20 protein-coding genes are annotated in these 23,279 nt (G+C 37.9%); 11 read left to right on the top strand and 9 right to left on the bottom strand.

From position 1 onward, the window contains the following. The first annotated feature begins 119 nt into the window (after nucleotides 1–119). The gene (locus tag B0169_RS12160) at nucleotides 120–1,100 is read left to right on the top strand and encodes a DMT family transporter (RefSeq protein ID WP_077286253.1); all 981 of its coding nucleotides are present in this window, start codon (nucleotides 120–122) and stop codon (nucleotides 1,098–1,100) included. A 49-nt stretch (nucleotides 1,101–1,149) separates the two neighbouring features. On the opposite strand, the gene B0169_RS12155 is transcribed toward B0169_RS12160, so the two are convergent. After that, complete coding sequence (locus B0169_RS12155; RefSeq protein WP_077286252.1) at nucleotides 1,150–1,386, bottom strand: hypothetical protein; 237 nt, start codon at nucleotides 1,384–1,386, stop codon at nucleotides 1,150–1,152. Between the two features lie 181 nt (nucleotides 1,387–1,567). Continuing rightward, nucleotides 1,568–2,953, bottom strand: coding sequence for a signal recognition particle protein (ffh, locus tag B0169_RS12150; protein ID WP_077286251.1), 1,386 nt, complete (start codon nucleotides 2,951–2,953; stop codon nucleotides 1,568–1,570). Between the two features lie 205 nt (nucleotides 2,954–3,158). Between ffh and B0169_RS12145 the strand changes: the two genes are divergently transcribed. From B0169_RS12145 to B0169_RS12135, 3 genes are all read left to right on the top strand, one after another. Further along, nucleotides 3,159–4,241, top strand: coding sequence for an SO_0444 family Cu/Zn efflux transporter (locus B0169_RS12145; RefSeq protein ID WP_235838560.1), 1,083 nt, complete (start codon nucleotides 3,159–3,161; stop codon nucleotides 4,239–4,241). 96 nt (nucleotides 4,242–4,337) lie between these two features. Next, entirely contained in the window at nucleotides 4,338–5,138 is an 801-nt protein-coding gene (locus B0169_RS12140; protein ID WP_077286250.1) for a cytochrome C assembly family protein, read from the top strand. 88 nt (nucleotides 5,139–5,226) lie between these two features. Continuing rightward, a complete protein-coding gene (locus B0169_RS12135) occupies nucleotides 5,227–6,510 on the top strand; it encodes an HlyC/CorC family transporter (protein ID WP_077286249.1) in 1,284 nt (427 codons plus the stop codon). A gap of 1,015 nt (nucleotides 6,511–7,525) precedes the next feature. Here the strand turns inward: B0169_RS12135 and B0169_RS12130 are convergent. Both B0169_RS12130 and gshA read right to left on the bottom strand, forming a co-directional pair. Further along, nucleotides 7,526–8,149, bottom strand: coding sequence for a transglycosylase SLT domain-containing protein (locus B0169_RS12130; RefSeq protein WP_077286248.1), 624 nt, complete (start codon nucleotides 8,147–8,149; stop codon nucleotides 7,526–7,528). 683 nt (nucleotides 8,150–8,832) lie between these two features. Continuing rightward, a complete protein-coding gene (gene gshA / locus B0169_RS12125) occupies nucleotides 8,833–10,401 on the bottom strand; it encodes a glutamate--cysteine ligase (protein ID WP_143323533.1) in 1,569 nt (522 codons plus the stop codon). 413 nt (nucleotides 10,402–10,814) lie between these two features. Between gshA and B0169_RS12120 the strand changes: the two genes are divergently transcribed. Together B0169_RS12120 and B0169_RS12115 are read left to right on the top strand one after the other, a co-directional pair. Further along, entirely contained in the window at nucleotides 10,815–12,173 is a 1,359-nt protein-coding gene (locus B0169_RS12120; protein WP_077286246.1) for a Na+/H+ antiporter NhaC family protein, read from the top strand. Next, entirely contained in the window at nucleotides 12,173–12,877 is a 705-nt protein-coding gene (locus B0169_RS12115) for a TIGR01621 family pseudouridine synthase (protein ID WP_077286245.1), read from the top strand. Before B0169_RS12120 ends, B0169_RS12115 begins: the two co-directional genes overlap by 1 nt. Nucleotides 12,878–12,938: 61 nt before the next feature. Here B0169_RS12115 and B0169_RS12110 read toward each other — a convergent pair whose 3' ends face one another. Both B0169_RS12110 and B0169_RS12105 read right to left on the bottom strand, forming a co-directional pair. Further along, nucleotides 12,939–14,285, bottom strand: coding sequence for a sodium-dependent transporter (locus tag B0169_RS12110; RefSeq protein ID WP_077286244.1), 1,347 nt, complete (start codon nucleotides 14,283–14,285; stop codon nucleotides 12,939–12,941). A gap of 246 nt (nucleotides 14,286–14,531) precedes the next feature. Next, nucleotides 14,532–15,014: a YajQ family cyclic di-GMP-binding protein gene (locus B0169_RS12105; protein ID WP_077286243.1), complete on the bottom strand. Its 483-nt coding sequence runs from the start codon at nucleotides 15,012–15,014 to the stop codon at nucleotides 14,532–14,534. Between the two features lie 191 nt (nucleotides 15,015–15,205). On the opposite strand from B0169_RS12105, the gene B0169_RS12100 reads away from it, so the two are divergent. Further along, the gene (locus tag B0169_RS12100; RefSeq protein ID WP_143323532.1) at nucleotides 15,206–15,568 is read left to right on the top strand and encodes a VanZ family protein; all 363 of its coding nucleotides are present in this window, start codon (nucleotides 15,206–15,208) and stop codon (nucleotides 15,566–15,568) included. A 2-nt stretch (nucleotides 15,569–15,570) separates the two neighbouring features. Beyond that, nucleotides 15,571–16,482: a ketopantoate reductase family protein gene (locus B0169_RS12095; RefSeq protein WP_077286241.1), complete on the top strand. Its 912-nt coding sequence runs from the start codon at nucleotides 15,571–15,573 to the stop codon at nucleotides 16,480–16,482. A gap of 53 nt (nucleotides 16,483–16,535) precedes the next feature. Here B0169_RS12095 and thiI read toward each other — a convergent pair whose 3' ends face one another. The 3 genes from thiI to pomA all read right to left on the bottom strand — a co-directional run bounded on the left by thiI (nucleotide 16,536) and on the right by pomA (nucleotide 19,888). Beyond that, nucleotides 16,536–17,990 carry a tRNA uracil 4-sulfurtransferase ThiI gene (gene thiI, locus B0169_RS12090; RefSeq protein WP_077286240.1) on the bottom strand — a complete coding sequence of 485 codons (1,455 nt, stop codon included), beginning with the start codon at nucleotides 17,988–17,990 and terminating at the stop codon, nucleotides 16,536–16,538. Nucleotides 17,991–18,169: 179 nt separating this feature from the next. Then, entirely contained in the window at nucleotides 18,170–19,111 is a 942-nt protein-coding gene (locus B0169_RS12085) for a flagellar motor protein MotB (RefSeq protein WP_077286239.1), read from the bottom strand. A 12-nt stretch (nucleotides 19,112–19,123) separates the two neighbouring features. After that, nucleotides 19,124–19,888 (bottom strand): flagellar motor protein PomA, encoded by a 765-nt coding sequence (pomA, locus tag B0169_RS12080; RefSeq protein WP_077286238.1) that lies wholly within the window; start codon nucleotides 19,886–19,888, stop codon nucleotides 19,124–19,126. A gap of 234 nt (nucleotides 19,889–20,122) precedes the next feature. Between pomA and xseB the strand changes: the two genes are divergently transcribed. From xseB to dxs, 3 genes are read left to right on the top strand one after another with little or no spacing between them, the layout of a single operon-like run. After that, nucleotides 20,123–20,377 carry an exodeoxyribonuclease VII small subunit gene (gene xseB / locus B0169_RS12075; RefSeq protein ID WP_077286237.1) on the top strand — a complete coding sequence of 85 codons (255 nt, stop codon included), beginning with the start codon at nucleotides 20,123–20,125 and terminating at the stop codon, nucleotides 20,375–20,377. Next, nucleotides 20,370–21,260, top strand: coding sequence for a farnesyl diphosphate synthase (locus B0169_RS12070; RefSeq protein WP_235838559.1), 891 nt, complete (start codon nucleotides 20,370–20,372; stop codon nucleotides 21,258–21,260). The genes xseB and B0169_RS12070 overlap by 8 nt, the downstream gene beginning before the upstream one ends. A gap of 23 nt (nucleotides 21,261–21,283) precedes the next feature. Then, entirely contained in the window at nucleotides 21,284–23,167 is a 1,884-nt protein-coding gene (gene dxs, locus B0169_RS12065; protein WP_077286236.1) for a 1-deoxy-D-xylulose-5-phosphate synthase, read from the top strand. Nucleotides 23,168–23,279 lie beyond the last annotated feature (112 nt).

Here is a 23,279-nt window from a genome sequence, read left to right as displayed (position 1 = left end):
ACCTAGTTATTTCACAAATGAGTTACTGAGCCCATGATATACCTATATAATAATGCTCGCGCCTAAATTGCGATTAGATTAACCCCACCGCTTACTTTATTTATTTGGACTTGAAAACTATGACTCAGCTAGCAAACAACAGTGTTAAAGGATTAATGCTAGCAATGATTACTGCAATAATGTGGGGATTGCTGCCGTTGGCATTAAAATCTGTTTTAGTTTTGATGGACGCTTATACCATTACTTGGTATCGCTTTGTGTTTGCGGCATGCTTTGTGGCGATATTTTTGTTTCTCAAGCGCAAACTTCCAAGTACTGTTTTACAACGGCCGAGCTTAATGAAAAGATTATTCATTGCGGCAATATTATTGAGTTTAAATTATATATTCTATCTCGTCTCACTGTACTTTATTCCAGCAGAAACAGCCCAAATGCTGATTCAAATGGCACCATTCTTAATGCTAATAGGCAGTGTAGTTTTTATTAAAGAGAGCTTTAGTCGAGGGCAAATGGTTGGCTCATTTGTGCTGATTTCTGGTTTGTTATTATTTTTTAACCAACAGTTTATTGATAACAGTAATATTAGCCATGATGATTTCATACTTGGCTTTATTATTATGTTTGGCGCAGCAATTACTTGGGCTGCCTATGCCATTATGCAAAAAAAGATGCTCCGGTATTACAGCTCAAATCAAATTATGTGGTGTATTTATTTATTAAGTGCTGTATTTTTCCTACCTCTAGCAAGTCCACATGTAATAATGTCATTAGATAACACCGCATTACTATTATTACTTTTTTGTTGTGCGAACACACTGATTGCTTATGGTACTTTTGCCAAGTCATTAGAATACCTGCCGACAGCTAAAGTTAGCGCCACCTTAGCAATAACACCATTACTAACCGTGATCTTTGCCACTATTGCAGAACTGCTTTGGCCGACAAAATTTCAAGCTCAACACCTGAACTTACTCGCTTATTTTGGCGCTGGTTTAGTTGTGTTAGGCTCAATGCTAACCGCACTTGGCGATAAGATACTCAACAGAAATAATTTCAATTTGGTTAAAGGTTATTTAAGCTTTAAAAGTAACAAGCTTTAATTTACTTGCGCTGCTGACTAAAAGAAAATTTTTCCGTAAGCATAGGCCATTAGGATTTATTTTCTTTTTTTAATTTAATGATCAATTCAATATGAGGAATTAGCGTTTCTATTTCATGGATATGCTCACGTAAAGACTCCCATTGCGCTAACTCAAGCTTGCCTGAGTCTAAAATCGCTTTCTTTAACTCACCCACCAATGAATTTTCATTCTGCTGTTCAATAAATTCATTAATATGCAGTAATTCATCTAAATCTTTCTGACTAATAATTTCTTGTTCTAGCACTATAAATACTCCTTAATTTAACTAACCTGAACTCGGCCTGAACTCGGTATAAGTGGTCAATAAAATACTACTGCTATGGGCCCAGTAATGGCTTAGTTACTGTTTTAGTGTAGTGGAGAAAATAAAAAAGGTAGCAATTAGCTACCTTTTTATAAATGGCATCGCTAGATGTTAGTGTTATTTAACGGCCGAACATACCGCCGCCCATGCCACCACCGCCAGGAGGCATCATGCCTTTCATCGAGCGCATCATTTTTTGCATGCCGCCCTTACCTGACATTTTTTTCATCATTTTTTGCATCTGTGTGAATTGTTTTAATAACTTATTCACATCTTGTATCTGAGTGCCTGAACCTGCAGCAATACGACGTTTACGTGAACCCTTAATAATTTCTGGACGCTTACGTTCTGCTGGTGTCATAGAGTTAATCATTGCCTCCATGCGTATAGTCACTTTATCGTCCATTTGGCCTTTAACTTGCTCCGACATATTACCCATACCAGGTAATTTATCCATCAAGCCCATCATACCGCCCATACTTTTCATTTGAACGAGCTGATCACGAAAGTCTTCTAAATCAAAGCCTTTACCGCTTTTAACTTTTTTAGCTAATTTTTCGGCCTGCTTGCGATCAACTTTTTGTTCAACTTCTTCAATTAAAGAAAGTACATCACCCATGCCAAGAATACGGGAAGCAATACGATCAGGATGGAAAGGCTCTAATGCTTCAATTTTTTCACCAACACCCATAAATTTAATAGGTTTGCCGGTAATATGACGAATAGATAACGCGGCACCGCCACGGGCATCACCGTCAGTTTTAGTTAATATTATACCGGTTAATGGTAGAGCATCATTAAACGCTTTCGCGGTATTTGCTGCATCTTGGCCTGTCATGGCATCAACAGTAAATAGGGTTTCAATAGGGTTAATAGCGGCATGTAACTGCTGGATCTCTGCCATCATATCGCCATCAATATGTAGGCGACCGGCGGTATCAACAATTAGTACATCAAAAAAGTTCTTTTTGGCGTGATCAATCGCGGCATTGGCAATATCAATAGGCTTTTGCTTAATATCACTCGGGAAAAAGCCAACATCAATCTCATTAGCCAAAGTCTCTAGCTGTTTAATAGCAGCTGGACGATAGACATCAGCACTGACGACTAAGACTTTTTTCTTTTCGCGTGTCGTTAAGAACTTGGCTAATTTTGCTACTGAGGTAGTTTTACCTGCCCCTTGCAAACCTGCCATTAAAACGACCGCTGGAGGGGCTGCTTTTAAATCAAGCGCCTCGTTAACATCGCCCATGGCAGCTTCGAGTTCTTTTTGAACTATTTTTACGAACACTTGCCCTGGTGTTAAACTTTTCGAAACATCTTGGCCAACAGCACTTTCTTTAACTTTAGCAATAAATTCACGAATAACCGGCAAAGCGACGTCAGCTTCAAGCAATGCCATACGTACTTCACGTAAAGTATCTTTTATATTGTCTTCAGTTAGGCGACCACGGCCACTGATATTTTTTAGTGTTTTCGTTAAACGATCGGAAAGATTTTCAAACATAAATGACTCAAATATTAACTTTGCGCAAAAAATTAGCTCTATTATACCCGTACAATTAATTAGCGAAAGTAGAAGTTATGCATTTAAGATAATGGCAATATTTAATCTTACAATGCTTGATAAAGAAAAAAGCGTGTATACAGATCAATAACAACAAAAATATTTATGATAAACTGGCGGTAATTACATCACTTTTGGAGCAAGTGTGAACACTGTTATACTATTTTTAAACAATTTATTACAACTCAGTGTTGAGGCAAGCCCATGGCTATTACTCGGTTTACTTATTGCAGGATTAATGAAAGCTTGGGTACCGACTAAAATTTTAAGCCGACATTTAGGGCAAGGTAATAAAGCGATTATTAAAGCAGCCTTTATTGGCGCACCATTACCCTTATGTTCATGTGGCGTGATCCCTGTTGCTACTGAACTTAGACGCTCAGGTGCCTCGGCTCCCGCTACTTCAGCATTTTTAGTTGCAACACCAGAAACGGGTGTCGACTCTGTATCTGTCTCCTATGCTCTATTAGGTCCTATTTTAGCAGTTTACCGACCTATAACTGCAATATTATCAGCAATATTTACTGGCATGCTGGTAGCAACCAGCAAAACTGAAAAGCAGCAACTTACCGGTCCAAAGGCTGTATCTAGCTGCTGTGCTAGCACTACAGCAGCTGAAATGAAAAAAAGCCCAGTGAAAAGCAGTACCGCTTGTTGTTCATCCAAAGCAGTGCAAAAAAATACTACTTTTATAAATAAAACACTTAGTGGTATTCACTATAGCGCCACACAATTAATTGATGACTTAGTACGCTGGCTACTAGTCGGATTGCTGTTTGCTACTGTGGTACGCACCTTTGTACCGAGCTCTTTTCTATTAAGCTACGGCAGTGGTCTAGACGCTATGTTAGTTATGATTGCGTTATCGATTCCAATGTATATTTGTGCAACAGCCTCTACCCCAGTCGCTGCAGGATTTATTATGGCTGGCATATCACCAGGTACAGCATTAGTTTTTATGATGGCCGGTCCAGCCACTAACATATCAACTTTAGGGGTTATCAGAAATGAAATGGGTAATGCGGTACTCATTAAGTACCTGCTAGGGATTAGCATTTCAGCTATTAGCTTTGGCTTATTACTCGATTGGGGCTTGAAATATTTTCAAATCGACATTAGCCAACAAATGCAACATAGTCACGAATTATTACCCTTTTGGTTTGGTTTAACTTGTACGGGAGTATTAGCTTTTCTAGCAATTAAACCGTTACGTAAACTGTTGATATAAAATAAACAATAGTTATGGAGTCTGGTAGGTATTCTGCTAGAATCGCAACATTAACCAACCGTGTTATGAACAGTTTTTATTTTTTCGGAGCGCTTTGTGGAATTTTCAAGTATCAGTTCTTTTACGGCTTTTGTATGCTATAGCGTCGCGACGCTGTCAATTTTATCGCGACTATTTCATCCGAAAGGGCCAAACTTAATTGTCACTCTTATTTTTGCTTGTCTCGCAATCATTTTTCATGCCCTTAGCAGCTCACAATTTTTGTTTTCACATCATACCTTAAACTTCTCATTGCCCAATGTGGTTTCTCTGGTTAGTTTAATTATTACCTTAGTTATTTCGCTGGCGGCACTGCGCTTTAAAGTGAATTTACTTTTGCCTGTTGTTTATGGTTTTGCCGGACTCTGGCAACTTAGTATGATTTTCATTGCGCCTATGGGCAATATGGAAATTGTTACCGATAAACTTGCTATGCTAAGTCATATTACCTTAGCCCTAATTGCTTATTGCATCTTAGTTATTGCCACTCTGTATGCTTTTCAAGTCGCATACATTAATATGAAATTAAAAAGCAAAAACCTGCAAGCAGTAAGTCATTTACCCCCTTTAATGCAAGTTGAGCGACAATTATTTACCATTTTACTCTTAGGTAGTATCTGCTTATTACTCAGCGAAGTATTAGGCTTTATCTTTCTTGAAGGTATGATCTCCAAAGAAAACGCTCACAAAACAATTTTATCATTGATTGCATGCGCACTATATTTTGTAACCTTATGGGGACATTTTAAGCAAGGTTGGCGCGGTCAGCGAGTTCTGACATTAACAGTGATTGCAACTTTCATTCTAACTTTGGCTTATTTTGGTAGCCGATTTGTGAAAGAATTTCTCTTATTATAAATTTTAGCGTATAAGTTAACTCTGTATTACGCTTGCAATTTGCTGTTGTAATACGCTTTAAAAATTAACTAAATATAGGATCCCTTTTTTGGATAACATCTCTACCGATATGCTGTTTGTCGTGCTTGGCATTCTCATATTCATATCAGCCTATTTCTCGGGCTCTGAAACTGGCATGATGTCAATTAATCGCTATCGATTAAAACATTTGGAAAAGCAAAATCATCGCGGTGCGAAACGAGTCAGTAAATTATTGGCAAAGCCTGATAAATTAATAGGTTTGATCTTAATTGGTAATAACTTAGTTAATATATTTGCCACTTTGATCACAGGGATCATTGCCCAAAGGCTCTATGGCGATGCCGGGGTATTTTATTCAGGTTTATTACTGACTTTAGTGATTCTAATCTTTGCTGAGATTACACCAAAAACCTTAGCGGCACTGTATCCAGAAAAAGTAGCCTTCCCTAGCTCATTTATTCTTACTCTACTGTTAAAGTTACTTTATCCATTTGTAATCGCTGTCAATTGGATCACTAATGGCATCTTAGCAATGTTAGGTATTAGTTCTGAACAACGAGAGCAGCATAGCTTAAGCTCTGAAGAGTTGCGCACAGTGGTAAATGAATCTGGAGCGATGTTGAAATCCAGAGATCAAGATATGTTAGTCGGCATCCTAGATCTAGAGAACGTTACTGTCGAAGATATTATGATCCCACGCAATGAACTCGTTGGCATAGATATCAATGATGAGTGGAAGCGTATTCAGAAAAAGTTAACACAATCAAATCATACTCGCGTTCTATTGTACCGCGATAATATCGATGACGTAGTCGGCTATGTCCACATGCGTGACGCTTTAAGGTTAGTATCAAAAGGCCAATTCACTAAAGCGACACTATTACGCGCTGTTCGAGAGATTTACTTCATTCCTGAAGGTACGCCGTTGAATGTACAATTGCTAAAATTTCAACGCGCGAAAGAACGCTTAGGCTTAGTTGTTGACGAGTATGGCGACATTCAAGGTTTAGTGACATTAGAAGATATTCTGGAAGAAATCGTGGGTGACTTTACCACAACAATGACGCCAACAACCAGTGACGAGGTAAATATTCAACCTGACGGCAGCTATTTGGTTGATGGCAGTGCTACAGTGCGTGACGTCAATAAAGAGATGACCTGGAACTTTCCTACTGACGGCCCAAAAACCATTAATGGCTTAATTATAGAATACCTTGAGGATATACCAGAAGCTAACTTAAGCGTTAGAATTTCAGGTTATCCACTGGAAATTATCGAAGTAAAAGACAACATGATCAAAACAGTAAGAATTTTGCCCGACTTTTACGACGGTGAAGTCACAGAGTCATAACTTTTATCAAATATCTCAATAAGGACACTGTCACTATAAAACACAGTGTCTTTATGCGTCGCCTTACTTAATCCCTAGCTGATGCTCTTTCACCAATATAGCTGATGATGCTCAATAGCTGACCTATTCAAATAATACATCATGCCTTTATTAATAATTTTTATTAGTAAACGACACTAACGATCCTTGTTAATCCGTATTTTAAACAAAATTCAGCTTTTTACTCTAATTTCATTACATTTTGTGGATATAAATAGCCCAACTGAAAGTTAATAACAAAGTTATACACAGCTTTAGATCTAAGGATCAAGTTTCCACAATTTCTGTGGATAACAAATGCAAGCCCAGTTAGAAATAGGCTTTGTATTTTGCAATCGATTTTTGCAAAAAAATTGAAGTTTTTTTTAAAAAAAATCTTGCTTATTTTCTAAGCCTTATTTGCTGTTGAATTACTGAAAAATAGTACAATTACTGTTCATTATGGCAAGAACTATGCAGTGATTTAGCAACACAAGCGACGGAATAAATAATGCTACGCGTCCTGACTTTATGCCAGACTTTAAAGCTGTAAAATTTATCTTTGCGCATAAAAAACTTGACTGATTGCATGCCACCTAATCCAGTCAATTAAAGTTAGCGCTAATTAACAGAACGAAGTTTTCAGAAATAATAATATTAAGCATAACAGGTGTTTCAAAAAGTAGTGGACTGAGAGCCTAGCTTTCGGTCATAAAAAGCTGTGGTAAAAGTTATTATGCTTGGTGTATCAATTAGTACTTTTGATATTAAGCGTTAACTTACGATCTAGGTATAACTGAGATCATCCGACAAAAACCGTAATTGAGTCGACTACTAATTATAAAAGCGACCTTAGTTGTAATATCTGATCTGCTGAGATTTGGGAGTTGTAAGTTGGGTGTTGTTAATTGTTAATTGTTAATTGTTAATTGTTAATAAGCAAAACACAAAAGTAAAAGGTTAAAGCGTGTTAACCTTTTACTTGAGCTTAAAAAAGCTAATCACCAAAAAATAAGCGCCATAACCAGCTATGATTGAGTTCTTCTTCACAACTTTTAAGTTGACTGCCATAGCGCTTAGCCCTGTTATCTACTTTGCGAGCTACCTTAACTAGCCAAGCTTTTTTCTTATAACTTTTACGCTTATAGCCGCCCCAGCCTTCGTGATAATTCAAATATTGACCATAGGCATCCCACTTAGATACCTTGTTAATTTTTTGAGTTTTAAAAATAAACCAAGCCATAAAGTCGATTGCATCTTCAAAGTCATCACGATCTGCACCTGATCTATCCGTTTCACGTACGTAGTCATCCCAAGTCATAGTTTTTGCTTGTGAATAGCCATATGCACTACTAACACGCCCCCAAGGGATAAACCCTAAGATAAAATCTCTAGGAGGCAATGCATCAGCTTTAAATGAGCTTTCTTGATACATCATACTCATAGGTACATGAATAGGCACTCCCCAACGTTCACGTGCTTCTCTTGCGGCAAAATACCAATCTCGATGTTCACGAAATATTTCACAGAGGTTTTCTGGTTTTTTAGGCGGACTCGTTGCACAACTCGATAATGTAAAGCAAACTAGGATTGAAATTATAAGAGATTTGAAAAAAGTCATGAACGCAGTCACTTAATTATGATTGCCAATATCATGCCAGAATATTTGTTATTTTTCAGGTTAAAGTCGTAATTTATTACACTTTTTTATCACAATACTTACACGATTCTACCTGAAATCAGTCATGATAGTTTCGCTCTGTGATGACTAAAATTATCGACTTGTTCTTAAGCTGTTACTAGAAAATACGCATCAGTGATTGCTACCGACGAATAACTGACGGTACTGACTAAAATAGATAAAATTATTTTTTCTCTAGGGAACTAATTTCACTCGCTATACTCTGAGTATGTGAGAGAGTTATTCCCCTGTAGTGTTTTATATTGTAAAGCCCATTTATTTTTAAATAAAAGGGCTTTTTTTTTGCCAAATTTTTTACTGATTCAGAAAGTTTTAAAATTTTGCAAAATAGCCAATGACTCTGCTGAAGGGAGCGGGGTTGATTAAAGCCTTGAGAAATGCGTAACGGCAATATTTGATTGAAGAAAGTCTATGGGTTAAAAATAAATTTTCAGCATAAAAAATGAACTTTAAAAAATAATACCGGTCAGATAACTTGAAAGCAAAACCTCCCTGGACTGCTTTCTTATTATTTGCAGCGCGTTACCCTAACGCGCTTTTTTTTTACTTAATATTTACTGACAATAAAAAAATATACTGCTAAGTCAAGCTTTCAAGACAGTTCAGGAAAAATAGTCTTGTAAAAAAGCATCAAAATCTAGTGTGTCACTGCGCTCGATTTCGCTTTGTTTTTGTAGCGACTCTGCAACACTATTTTTGAAGTATTCATCACTAAACTCTTGATAGTCTTGTGCTAAAAGCTGTTGGCGGTAATCAGTTGCTTTACTCAATGCTGACTTAGTTAACGATTGGTTATTCTTAACAACATTCGTTAAAATTTGTGCCGAAGGTGTTAAACTGCTGTCATGAATTTTTGCCGCTTCTGCTGCTAACACCTTCCTATAGAGCTCAGTATCATTAGCTTGATCCAATAAAGCAGCAATATCGGCCATTTTAGTGAAAATTTCTCCTCCCCATTGCTGCACTGACTTATCTTCTTCATGATCACGTAACAGTAACTTAGGATCGCGACCGCGAACCACAATAGCATCCATATTATCTTCACTGATACCTTGTTCTTCGCAGCTTAGTATTGGGCTATCTTCAAGCATACAGAAAGTAAGAAACGTATCTAAAAACCTAATTTGTTCAACATTAATCCCCGTAGCAGAAAAAGGGTTTACATCTAGCGCTCTAACTTCAATATATTCAACACCACGATTTTTTAACGCTTGTGATGGTTTTTCACCAGCTTTAGCAACACACTTAGGCCTAACTGGCGCATATAGCTCATTTTCGATTTGCAGAACATTACTGTTGAGTTGCTGATACTTACCATCAACTTTAAGACCGATTTTTTCAAACTTTTTCGATGGCAAGTTTATCGCGCTTCTCACGCCATCTAAGTAACCAGATAAGTTGTTATAACAAATCTGTAAAGATGACTGCTCACTATTGGTATACCCCAAATCACTCATTCGTAATGAAGTCGCATATTCAAGATACATGTAACCTTTATCTGTTTTTTTAAACGGTAAATCTGTCGGCTTATTTTTTAAAAACGAGCCACAAATTGCAGGTGAGCTGCCATACAAGTATGGGATTAACCAACAAAAGCGTTTGTAGTTTCTTAATAGTGCAAAATATTTATCAGAAATATACTCATCAAGGGTATCGGTATTTTGCTCAATAGTTTGCAAAGACTGAAAAAAACTTTTTGGAAAGGAAAAGTTAAAATGAATACCTGAAATAACTTGCATCATACTGCCATAGCGATTTTTCAAACCTTGGCGATAAACTGTTTTCATTTTTCCAATATTAGACTTGCCAAACTGTGCAAGTGGTATTTTATCGTCATCTTCAACAAAGCACGGCATACTCATTGGCCATAAAAGCTCGCCTTCAAGCTGGCTCAAAGTAAACTTTTGCACATCTTCCAATTGCGCAATAGCTGTTTCTGGACGATGACTTACCGGGGTTATAAACTCTAATAAGGTTTCTGAATAATCTGTAGTTATATTAGGGTGCGTTAACGCCGCCCCTAATCGCTCACTGTGCGGACGATCTGATAATCGCCCTTGCGGTAAAACTCGCAGCGCTTCACGCTCTATACCTCGACCAAACTGGCTCAAAGAAGTGATATGCTTTTCTTGAGCAAAAGCCGCGATATATTCGTTTAATGATAATGTCAAAATGATTCCTGATGCTTTACGCCAGTGAGTAACTGTTATTTAAGGGTGAAAGCTGAATTTTCAATGCCTACAGTGATTTATTATTATGTAAATATGAGCTAGGTCAAACAAATTAAGTATAAGCAAAGATGATAGAATATAAAAACTTGCTTTAAATTCACGCTCCTACACTGGTAAAATATACCTTATATAACGGTATTTTTCTCTGCTTGTTGTCATTATTACTTTAATTACCAAAAGTTGACCCGACAAGGGAAAGGTTTATTTCTTTTATCTTAATTTACTTACCTTGGTATTGACAGCTAAGGCAGTTTCTTATTCGTTGACCTTACGGTAAAGTTAATCGTCTTGAGCTTTTAAATTGCCGTTAAAAGTCCAGATAATCCTACTTAAAATAATAATATAGGTTTCCTATGCAAGAAAGTATCTTTAGCTTACTCCCACCACTTGTTGCTATTATCATTGCCATTTGGCGAAGAAATGCCCTATTTTCCCTATTTTGTGGTGTAGCACTTTGCTATTTAATGATTGCTAATGGTCAACCTATCGACGGATTAACCGGTATTGCATATGGTATCGGTGGGGTGTTTAGCTCTATTGGTAATGTTTACATTATCAGCTTTAGTTTATTAATAGGTGCATTAGTCACTTTAATGAACCAATCAGGTGCCGTTAATGGTTTTATTAATCATTTAGCCTCGTTAAACCTAGTCAAGAATAGCCGACAAGCTAGCTTATTACCTACCATCATAGGTACAAGTATTTTTACCGACACTAATCTCAGTATGTTCACCGCAGGTATGGCAAGTCAGAAACTTTTTGATCATCATAAGCTTAGCCGAGCACGTCTGGCATATTTAGTTGATTCAACTTGTGCTCCCGTGAGTATCTTGTTTCTGGTGAATGGTTGGGGAGCCTATGTTCTAGGTTTACTTGATGGCTATTCATTTGATGATCCTGTGGGTATTTTAATCGCTACCATAGGTTATAACATTTACGCTATTGTTGCGGTGGCATTAGCTTACTATACGGCCTTTAGTGGTAAAGTTTTTGGCCCCATGAAACATGCAGAATCGTTAATAAATAAAGACCAACAACCCACGATTGACCATGTTGCTCCTGCCCATATTATGTGGCTACCTATGCTAATGTTATTGCTAGGCACTTTTGTTCTGCTTTGGCATACAGGTGATGGTGATATAAGGCGTGGCTCAGGCGCTTTCTCTGTATTTTGGTCAGTAATAAGTGCCTTAGTCTTATTGATATTGCTAATTATTAGTCATCGGCTGATGTCGTTTAGCGATATCGTTAAGGCTATAGTTACGGGCATTAAATACATGTTTCCTGCGGTGGCCATTTTGGTGTTATCTTTCGCCTTTGGCGATGCAATTAAAACCCTCGGAACTGGTGTTTACGTTAGCCAGTTAATTAATGTTGAAGTTCCGCTATTTTTAATGGCGCCCATTTTGTTTGTTGCAGCTGCTATTATGGCCTTTGCTACAGGTACATCCTGGGGAACTTTTGCCATTCTTATTCCTATTGCTGTTCCGATTGCTCAGCAAAGTGGCTTGCCTATTGAGTTTTTAGTCGCTGCCGTGCTTGGCGGTGGTATTTTTGGTGACCATGCCTCGCCAATTTCAGACACCACAGTTGTTGCATCTATTGCCAGTGGTTGTGACCATTTCGAGCATGTAAAAACACAATTACCTTATGCTTTACTAGGCGCAGTAATTACTCTTGTAGCCTACATGCTTATTGGACTTAGTTTGTGATGACTGAAGCAACGCTAAAAGTTATCGACCATCAAGACGGTTTTCTCGTTATTGATAAACCTAATGAGCTCAGTTTTCATGATGAGGGAAATGTAGGATGTGGCTTTTTTTCACAAATAAAAGCGCAGCTAAAATCACAATACGGCTTAACGGAGCTTTATCCTGTTCACCGTTTAGATAAAATGACTTCAGGATTAATTATCGTTGCCAAAAATAATGCGACTGCTCAGGTATTTCAGCAATTATTCCAACAACACCAAATAGAAAAATATTACCTTGCAATAGCTAATGGTAAACCGAAAAAGAAACAGGGCTTAATCAAAGGCGATATGATGAAAAGTCGTCGCGGTATGTGGAAGTTAATGCGTACCTCTAACAACCCTGCAATCAGTCAATTTTACTCTTACAATATAGCCCCTAGTCAGCGCTTATACTTAATTAAGCCTCACTCTGGAAAGACGCATCAAATTAGAGTGGCACTTAATAGTATTGGTGTACCAATACTCGGTGATCCGCTTTACAACAACGACCTTGATACTGATCGCGGCTATTTACATGCCTTTGCGTTAACTTTTACTTTGCATCAGCAACAATATCAGTACTGCCTGCCACCAATAACAGGTTCTGCTTTCAATCAGCCTTCGACAATTGACGCTATCAAACAATTGACTCCACCATGGCAACAACCATGGCCCTCGCTATAACTTAAAATAAAAAAGGCAGCTAAATAGCTGCCTTTAAAAACTCAACATTTAATTTACTTGATTAAAGCGAATGCCAGAACACAATGGCAATAGCCGTTGGACAAACAAATTTAGTGTACCAAGGCCAAATTTTCCAGAATAAAGAATGCTCAACCATATCATTACCTTGTTTCAACTCTGTTAAAATGTCATTACGAAACCAAATCCAGCCAACAAAAACACAACACAACATGGCGATAATCGGTTGGCCATACTGAGTTGCTAAAATAGCCACGAAGTCGAGCATAAAGCTGATATTAGCAATAATAATCGCACTTAAAATAAAGATACCAATACCAATATAGGTGGTGACTTTTTTACGCTCCATGTTATGGCGCTCTACCGCATAAGAAACCGGTCCTTCCAACATAGAAATAGACGATGTTAGTGCCGCAACTGACATTAAAATAAAAAATGCTAAGGCAACATACAAGCCAATATCCCCCATACTATTGAACAAACTAGGTAACACGGTAAAGACCAAACTTGAACCAGAAATTAAGCTGCCATCTTCAGCAAAAATAGCCACACCTTGAGCTTGTGCCACATACATTGATGGAATAATTAATAAGCCTGCTAAGAAAGCAATGGAAACATCAATTAAGGTGACTTGCGCGCCTAAGGTAACTAAGTTTTCTTTTTTAGAAATATACGAGCCATATATCACCATAACACTGGTACCGAGCGACAATGAGAAAAATGCTTGTCCTAATGCACTGATTAACAAATCAGGTTCCAATACACGACTAATATCCGGATTTAGGTAAGCGCTGACGCCTTCTCTAGCGCCTTTTAAGGTCATAACATAAGAGATTAAACCCAGCAGTAAAAAAATAAGCACTGGCATTAATCGCTTCGACCACTTTTCAATCCCTTCTTCTACACCACGACGAATAATAAAGATGGTGAGAAACATGAATAAAGCACAAAATAGCAAGTTGCGAGGCAATGACTGGGTTATCACCCAATCTGCTGTTGATTCCATGCCGATAATTCGCGTAAAAGGCTCTACTGCATACGACATCATCCAACCGGCTAAAATGCCGTAGAAACTTAAAATTAAAGCAGCACAAATAATCCCGCCAAAACCGACCACAAAAGCAAAACGTTTATGAAAAATATTACGAGAAATTTTTTGTAGTGATGTCACCGCATTGGCTTGACCATATCGCCCAATGAGCAACTCTGCCATAAAAGCGGGATACGCTAAGCAAAAAGCAAGCACTAGGTATACAAGTACAAAAGCTGCACCACCATTACTTGCTGTTTGTGTTGGAAAACCCCATATATTACCTAACCCTACGGCAGAACCCGCAGCAGCCATGATAAAACCTAAACGAGAACTGAACGCACCTCTAGAAGCAGCCATTTAAAACCATCTTATTATTATTTAATGTCAGTTAATTTACTTAAACTATTGGCAAAAAAACAGCTCTTATTCATATAAATCATCATCAAAGCCAATTTAATGATGATTTTCATCGTAAAGATTTACTTACTGCTTAAATTACAATCAGTATTCGGTGGGCTATAACACGACGATTTAAGAATGGTAGAAAGAAAAAAGAGGCCAAAGCCTCTTTTTAAAAAATGACGGTATGACAATGTTAAATCATTAATCTTTAAAGTTATTAAATTGAAATGATTGCTCTAAATCTGTTTCTCTAAGCAACTGCATCACAGCTTGTAAGTCATCACGTTTTTTACCCGTAACGCGTACTTGTTCGCCTTGAATTGACGCTTGAACTTTCAACTTGCTGTCTTTTATAAGTTTAACAACCTTTTTAGCAACAGGCTGTTCAATACCTTCTTTAAAGGTGGCAACTTGACTGAAGTTTCTGCCTGAACTTTCAACGCTACCTAAAGTTAATGCTTTAGCATCCACTTTTCTTTTCACTAATTGTCCACGTAACATTTCAGCCATTTGTTTTAACTGAGCGTCTGAGTCCCCTTTCATTGTTACCGCTGGGCTTTTCCAGTCAAAACTAGCATTGGTGCCACGAAAGTCGAAGCGAGTAGCTAATTCACGAATAGAATTTTCAGTTGCGTTTTTTACTTCTTCCAAATTAATTTCGGAAACGATATCCATTGAAGGCATTATAATTCTCTATCTAACAAACATTAGCGATATATTATCAATATATGCCATTAATACCAACACAGAAGGCATAATTTAAGCGCTTATTCATGCTATTAGCTAGCTAAAAATTAACAGTGATAGTTTTCATAACTTAGCCCTGATATGATGAATAACATCTAACTTCGTGCAATATAACAACTAACATCTTAATGAAAAGTCGCTATCATTTATCAATTCTCGCCATTATTGCGCTACTGTTTTTCTGCCTGTATTTTAGTTCTTCTGACTTTAGGCGAGTAGTGTTTCGTAGTACAGAAATAGACTCTATTGGCCATATCATTAGTTTTTTTTGCCTAACTTGGGTACTACATAGCATATTAAAACTACCGTTATTTAATACCATGTTAACTGTAGCGTTTTATGGCGCATTAACTGAAATAGGTCAATATTATCTGGGTTTTCGCAGTGCACAGTTGAGTGATTTTATCTCTGATTTAATCGGTATCGCATTGTTTGCTATCATCAGGTGGTCAATTTTAATGTACCGCAATAGATCAAGTAAAAGACTATAGCCATGAATATTACCGTTATCGGACAAGGTGCAATAGGTTTGCTTTGGTATCACCGTTTAACAGAAAACTCAAAAAATCATGTCAGCCTCGTTTGCTCTTCTCGAATAACGTCGGTACCTAAGGAGATAAAGTTTACTAATATTAACAACATAACTAGCAGTAAAGCCTTAATATCGGCTAACAATCAAATATTAGCGCATGCTGAGTTAATTCTCTGCTGTGTTAAGTCTTATCATGTTGCAGAAGCAATTATGTCATTAAAAAAACGTATCAGTAGCAATGCGATAATCATTTTTTGTCACAACGGTATGGTGAATTTCAAGCAACTGCCTAATTTACCACAAACTTGCTATACATTACTTACCACCCATGGCAGTAAGGTCATACAGCCTTTTCATGTTCAACACACTGGCTTAGGCCATAATGATTTAGGTTTAATTACTGGAACTGCTCAACAAGAAAAACAAGCCAAAATGGTGGCAACATTAGCTACAGCACTACCATCACTAACATTGAGCCATCACATTAAAGAAAAACAATGGTTAAAACTGGCGATTAATTGTGTGATCAACCCACTCACTGCAATTAATGATGTAGAAAATGGTCAATTATTACAGCAAAAATACCACAAAATAATCGATAAGTTACTCACAGAAATCATTAGTGTTGCAAAATATGAAGGCATGCAATTTTCTTTAGATGAATTAAAAGCACAAGTGTTAAGTGTTGCAACAATGACCGGAAAAAATTGTTCTTCAATGCGAAGCGATATCTTAAAAAAGCGTAAAACTGAAATTGACTATATCAACGGCTATATAACCAATACGGCTAAGAGTTTACACATCAAAGTACCTGAAAATGAAAAATTAACGCTGCAAATAAAAGCACTTGAACTTGCTAATTGCCAGCATTAAAAAAGCCTTTAAATATTTAAAGGCTTTTCGTTACTTAACACACTTAATGTTACTTATGGACGATAAACTTTCACATTAGTAAACCCTGCACCTAATAAGTACAAAGCTTGTAGCTTACTCATTACACCTTGGTCACAGTAAAGCAAGTAGTCTTTAGACTTATCAAGATCACCAAATTGTGTTGCCAACTTATAAAAAGGTAAATGCATAATTTCAACGCCGTCTAGTGTTAATGGGTTTTCATCTTCTTCATCTGGACTGCGAATATCTAAAACTACAGAATTTTCAGGAATATTATCTAAAGTATCAACCGCGTGAATTTCTGCTTCACTTTCATTGCCGATATCTCTGATATCAAAAACACGTGTCTCAGTCACCACTTTATCTAAAATAGTAAAGTCAAAGTTTGCTTCTTCAGCTTCGACTTTAGACAATACTGCTTTAACGGTTGGTTTTTTAGAAATAACACCACAGTATTCTGGAATAGTTTTAGCAAAGTCTTCCGTGCCAATTTCACGAGCAATATTGATGATATCTTGCTTATCGTAAGCGGTTAAAGGTCGAAGGATCAAGGTATCGGTTACACGATCAATAACATTTAGGTTAGTCAAGGTTTGGCTGGATACTTGTCCTAATGCTTCACCTGTAACTAAAGCCTGAATGCCCATTTTTTCTGCTATTTGAGCAGCAGCACGCATCATCATACGTTTAAGTACAACGCCCATTTGACCATTTTCAATATTTTCTAATATTTCGGCAACCACTGGCTCAAAATCAACAGCAAAAAACTTAACACGGTGCGAGGCGCCATACTTGTTCCATAAATAATGGCTCACTTGCTTTACGCCCACCTCATGTGCTGCGCCACCCAAGTTAAAGAAACAATAATGCGTACGAGCACCTTTTTTGATCATTTGATAACTTGAAACGCCAGAGTCAAAGCCACCTGACATTAATGATAAAACATCTTCTTGAGTCGCTATTGGAAAGCCACCTAAACCTTTATGACGTTCAGTAACAATAAATAGGTTTTCGTTTTTAATTTCTAAATGCACGGTTACATCAGGCTTGGTCAATTGCACTCGAGCTGATTCAACTTGTTGGTTCAACCCGCCGCCAACATATTGTTCAACTTTTATCGAATTGAAATCATGCTTACCAGTACGCTTAACCCGTACACAAAACGTTTTATTTTCAATATTTTTTGCATGTACTGCTGAGGTTTTCTCAAAAATGTCATGTAAATCAGTAAATGTTGTTTGTTGCACTTCCAAGAACTGTGGCACACCGGGTATGCACTTTAATGTTTCGATTAATTTTAAACGGTTTTCTGGTGTGTTATTTTTAGTATTAACTTCAATATTGTCCCAGTTCATTCGTGTTGTCACTTCTTCATCAACACGACGTAAAACATTTTTAACGCTCGACTCTAATATCTTAGTAAAACGTTTACGCACCGGACGGCTTTTAATGGTAATTTCAGCCTGTAACTTAACAATAAATTTCATTTAACAATAATACCCACACTTAGAAAGGCGCGCATTATATACCCGTTCCGATATAAGATGCAATTTCACTGCTGATTAAATAGCCTGACAAAACCGTAAAATAATAAACAGCAAATATAAAAAAGGAGTACATTATTTGTACTCCTTATAACTTAATATACTTAAAGAAACAGCAATCGTTATTCTTGGCTTATTGAAATAGGATCTGTTTCTTTGGCTTTACCTTGATTAATAGCAATTTCAACGCGACGGTTTCTACGACGATTTAATCGATTGGTATTAGGCACTAAGGGTCGGGTATCTGCATGGCCGACCACCAATAAACGAGATTGATCGAAGCCAGGTACTTTGATAATTTCATGGGCAATTGCTACCGCACGTTTACTAGATAGATCCCAGTTAGAGGTAAACAATTCAGAACTTATACCTTGATTATCAGTATTACCAGAGATCATTATCTCACCTGGCACGGTGTTCAAGAGTAAACCAATTTCACGCATAATCGGTTTAAACTGCGGTTGTAAAAATGCCGAACCGGAAGGAAATGAACCATTTTCACGAATACGGATGATAACTTGCTGCCCTAAAGACTCTAGCTCGATAGCACCATCTTGAATTTGTTGCTCCATTTGTTCAGCGATTTTCTTCACTAACTCATTAACTTGTTCTTGTGAAGCTTGTTCAAGATCATCTTTAGCTTTTTGCATAGCTTGTGCCGACATTTCATCAGCCGTACTTTGCGATTGACCACCACGTTCAGTACCACGTTGCTCTTGTCGGCCCCCAGCAGAAGTTTCATCACCGGCCTGAAATTCCAACATTTGCTGGGTCATTTCCATGGTTTGCTGTTGAATAACTTCAATAGGTGTTGGTTCTGGTTTCCCCGGACGAAACTCTTGCGCGATAATACTAGTGCCTTTGGGAATATCTTTAACTTCAATTTTATTTTGCACACCAAAAGCAAACTTCATTGAGCCAGCAATTTGCTTAAACTTTAGCACGTCCATTTCGGAAAATGATAAAAGCAGCACGAAGAAACACATCAATAACGACATTAAGTCAGCGAATGTTCCCATCCATGCGGGTAACCCTGGAGGCGGGCATTTACATTTATCAGCCATAATTAACTCCCGCTACTCTTCGGTTGCACCAACAGATCGCTTACCCTCAGCAAGATAGTTTTTCAGTAGACCTTCAATAACCCGCGGGTTTTGTCCATCTTGTATGCCAAGCACAGCATCAAGCACTAATTCTTGGTTAAGTTTCTCTTCAGCCATACGCAACTTTAGTTTTGCGGCGATTGGAATAGCAATAACATTGGCTAAAAAGGCACCATATAAAGTCGTAAGTAGTGCAACTGCCATGGCAGGGCCAATCGCTTTAGGATCATCCATATTGGATAACATGGCAACCAAACCTATCAAGGTACCAATCATTCCCATCGCAGGTGCAACATCGGCCAATGCCATCATCATATTAGAACCAGTTTCATGGCGCTCTGTTGTCAAGTCGATATCTTTTTGCATAGTCGCTCGCACAACATCAGCATCATGACCATCAACCAACATATCTACACCCTTTTGCATAAAAGCGTTGGATATTTCAGCTTCTTCCAATGCTAAGAAACCACCCTTGCGCGCTGCATCAGCCATCTCAACTGACTTCTCAATTAACTCTTCCGGCCTTTCTAATTTAAACATGAAAGATTTACCGATAATTTTACCAATACCGAAAAACTGACCTAAATTGTAATTTGATAAAACAACAAAGATTGAGCCGCCAAAAACAATGATCACTGACTGCACATCGACAAACATGCTAATGTCACCAGCGAGTAACATTGCCATAATCAGTAAGCCTATTGCACCGACTATGCCTATTAACGTTGCTAAATCCACAAATGCCTCCGGTAAATTTTCTTGAATATATCCGCTATGTTGATAATACCTGATGAATTGATGTTTCGCGAATACTTATATTTTTAGTATTACTACTATTATCGCTCATATTGTCAATAACTTAAGGAGATAATGTGAATATTTTTCTCTTCGGCTTAAATTCATCATTAATTGACCCAGCGCGCTAGCTAAGGTAAGTTTGCGCCTAGAGTTCATATCACGCTAAAAAAGTCCATGGCCAGAAAAAAAATTGAAAATTTAAGCTTTGAAGAATCATTAGTTGAATTAGATACCATAGTGCAAAATTTAGAGCGAGGCGATCTTGACCTTGAAGACTCTATGGCATTATTTGAGCGCGGTTTACATCTTAGTCAACATAACCAAGAAAAACTAAAAAGTGCTGAGCAACAAATCAATATATTGCTTGAAAAAAATGGCCAAAGCCAATTAGCACCATTCAATACTGACGAGACTATCAGCAGTGACTAAACTTAAGCACCTTGATAATGTGCAAGCGCGCATTGACACTTATTTAACGGCTAAACTTGACAGCTTAGCGCGTAATGATGAAAAACTATTGGCCGCTATGCGTTATGGTTTACTTATCGGCGGTAAACGTATGCGCCCCTATTTGGCTTATATTACTGGCGAAGCTTTAGGCGCAGAGCAGCATGATATTGATGGTGTTGCCGCAGCAATTGAGTGTATTCATGCTTATTCATTATTACATGACGATCTGCCTGCCATGGATGACGATAATTTACGTCGTGGTCAGCCAACTTGTCACAAGGCTTTTGATGAAGCCACAGCGATCCTCGCAGGTGACAGCCTGCAAACCTTAGCTTTCGATATTATTGCCAACCATGACTTTACTGAAACAGCAGCCTGTAAGCGCATTACATTATTACGTTACTTAGTCAATGCTGCGGGTTATCAAGGTATGTGTGGTGGTCAAGCTTTAGATTTAGCCGGTACTGATAAAAGTATAACAATTGAAGCATTAGAACATTTACATTCATTAAAAACCGGCGCTTTGCTAGAAGCATCGGTTATGATGGCAGCTGAATGCAGCCAGCAAGCAACAGCTACAGATAAAAAACAATTAGCACATTATGCTAAATTAATTGGTTTAGCTTACCAAGTCCGTGATGATATAATCGATATAACGTCTACGGAAGAAGAGTTAGGCAAACCTGCAGGCTCTGACCTTGCCGCTAACAAAAGTACCTATCCGGCACTATTAGGTTTAGTTGGTGCACAAGAAAAAGCAGATAACTTATATCAACAAGCGCTTCAAGCTTTAGGCACTTTGCCTTACAATACGCAAAGCTTGTCCGATTTTGCGACTTTCATTGTTAGCCGCAGACATTAATATAAAAAATTTAATTGAATAATATGACTATAAACCTAACTGAATATCCTTTGCTGGCTAATATCGACACGCCTGATGATTTGCGCAAATTAGAAAAAAACCAACTCACGCAAGCTAGCGAAGAATTAAGGCGTTACCTGTTAAACTCTGTCAGTAAAAGTAGCGGCCATTTTGCTTCAGGTTTAGGAACTATTGAGTTAACCGTTGCCTTACATTATGTTTATAACACGCCATTCGACCACTTAATTTGGGATGTTGGCCATCAAGCTTATCCTCATAAAATATTAACTGGTCGCCGAGATCAATTGCATACCATTCGCCAAAAAGATGGTTTACACCCTTTCCCATGGCGTGAAGAAAGCGAATATGACGTACTCAGTGTCGGACATTCAAGTACTTCAATTTCCGCAGCTTTAGGTATGGCTGTTGCCGCAGAGCAAGAAGCGAAAAACCGTAAAGTAATTGCCGTTATTGGTGATGGTGCTATGACCGCAGGTATGGCATTTGAAGCGCTAAATCATGCCGGTGATATCAATAAAGATATGTTAGTTATCCTCAATGATAATGAAATGTCGATATCTGAAAATGTCGGTGCTTTAAATAATCATTTGGCAAAATTACTTTCAGGCAGTATATATACCGGCATTCGTGAAGGTAGTAAGCGCATACTTAAAAATATTCCACCTATTAAAGAGCTAGCCAGTCGCGCAGAAGAACACTTAAAAGGCATGGTAGTACCCAGTACATTTTTTGAAGAACTCGGCTTTAATTATATAGGACCCATTGATGGCCATGACGTTAATGGCTTAGTTGATACTATTGCTAATATGCGCAATCTCAAAGGCCCTCAGTTACTACATATTGCCACTAAAAAAGGTAAGGGTTATCAACAGGCTGAACAAGATCCAATCAAGTATCATGCCGTTCCTAAATTTGATCATACCGAAACGAGTTTACCTAAAAGCGCGCCAAGCTTACCTACCTATTCTGCTATATTTGGCGATTGGTTATGTAAAGCCGCCGAACAAGACAGTAAGTTAGCGGCTATTACTCCTGCCATGCGAGAAGGTTCTGGCATGGTTCAATTTAGCCAGCGTTTTCCAGCACAATACTTTGATGTTGCTATTGCCGAACAGCATGCGGTAACGTTTGCTGCCGGCCTAGCTATTGGCGGACGCAAACCTGTTGTCGCTATTTATTCAAGCTTTTTACAACGAGGCTACGATCAATTAATTCATGATGTAGCCATTCAAAACTTACCCGTTTTATTTGCTATCGACCGCGCAGGTATTGTTGGAGCTGATGGTCCAACGCATCAAGGCTCATTTGATTTAAGTTTTATGCGTTGCATACCTAACTTAACAATAATGGTGCCATCGGACGAGCGTGAATGCCAATTAATGCTCAATACTGGCTATCAATTAAATACCCCGGCGGCTGTGCGTTATCCTCGCGGCTGTGGTAATGGTGCTGAATTACCGGCAATCAATGAAACTATTGAAATTGGTAAAGCGAACACCATACGTGTCATAGACGATATCACTGCACCACATACTAAAGTAGCGATTCTCAACTTTGGCACCACACTGAGTCAAGCTAAAATAGCGGCAGAAAATATTAATGCGACTTTAGTTGATATGCGCTTTGTTAAACCACTAGATCAAGACATCATCAACACGTTATCAGCTAGTCACGACTGCATAGTAACCGTTGAAGATAATGCCATTGCAGGCGGTGCTGGCTCTGGTGTTAATGAGTTTATTTTAAGCCAAGGTATGGCAAAGAAAGTCTTGAACATTGGGCTACCAGATAGTTTCATTAAACATGGTACTCAGGCTGAAATCCACCAAGAACTTGGGTTGGATAGTAAAGGTATAATTCAAAAAGTCGAACAATTTATCAAGTGATAGTTAACTCAATTTTTGCAGCACAGACCGCTAATTAAAATAAACGGCCTGTGCTCAACTATGACAAAACTTTGATTGTTCTGGCCCCTTCACACGCATAAAATTTATATCA

The organism is Cognaticolwellia aestuarii, assembly GCF_002000025.1.
GTDB classification, from domain to species: Bacteria; Pseudomonadota; Gammaproteobacteria; order Enterobacterales; family Alteromonadaceae; genus Cognaticolwellia; species Cognaticolwellia aestuarii.
Note: the sequence above shows the minus strand (reverse complement) of the source record. Positions and strands in the feature narration are given on the sequence as shown.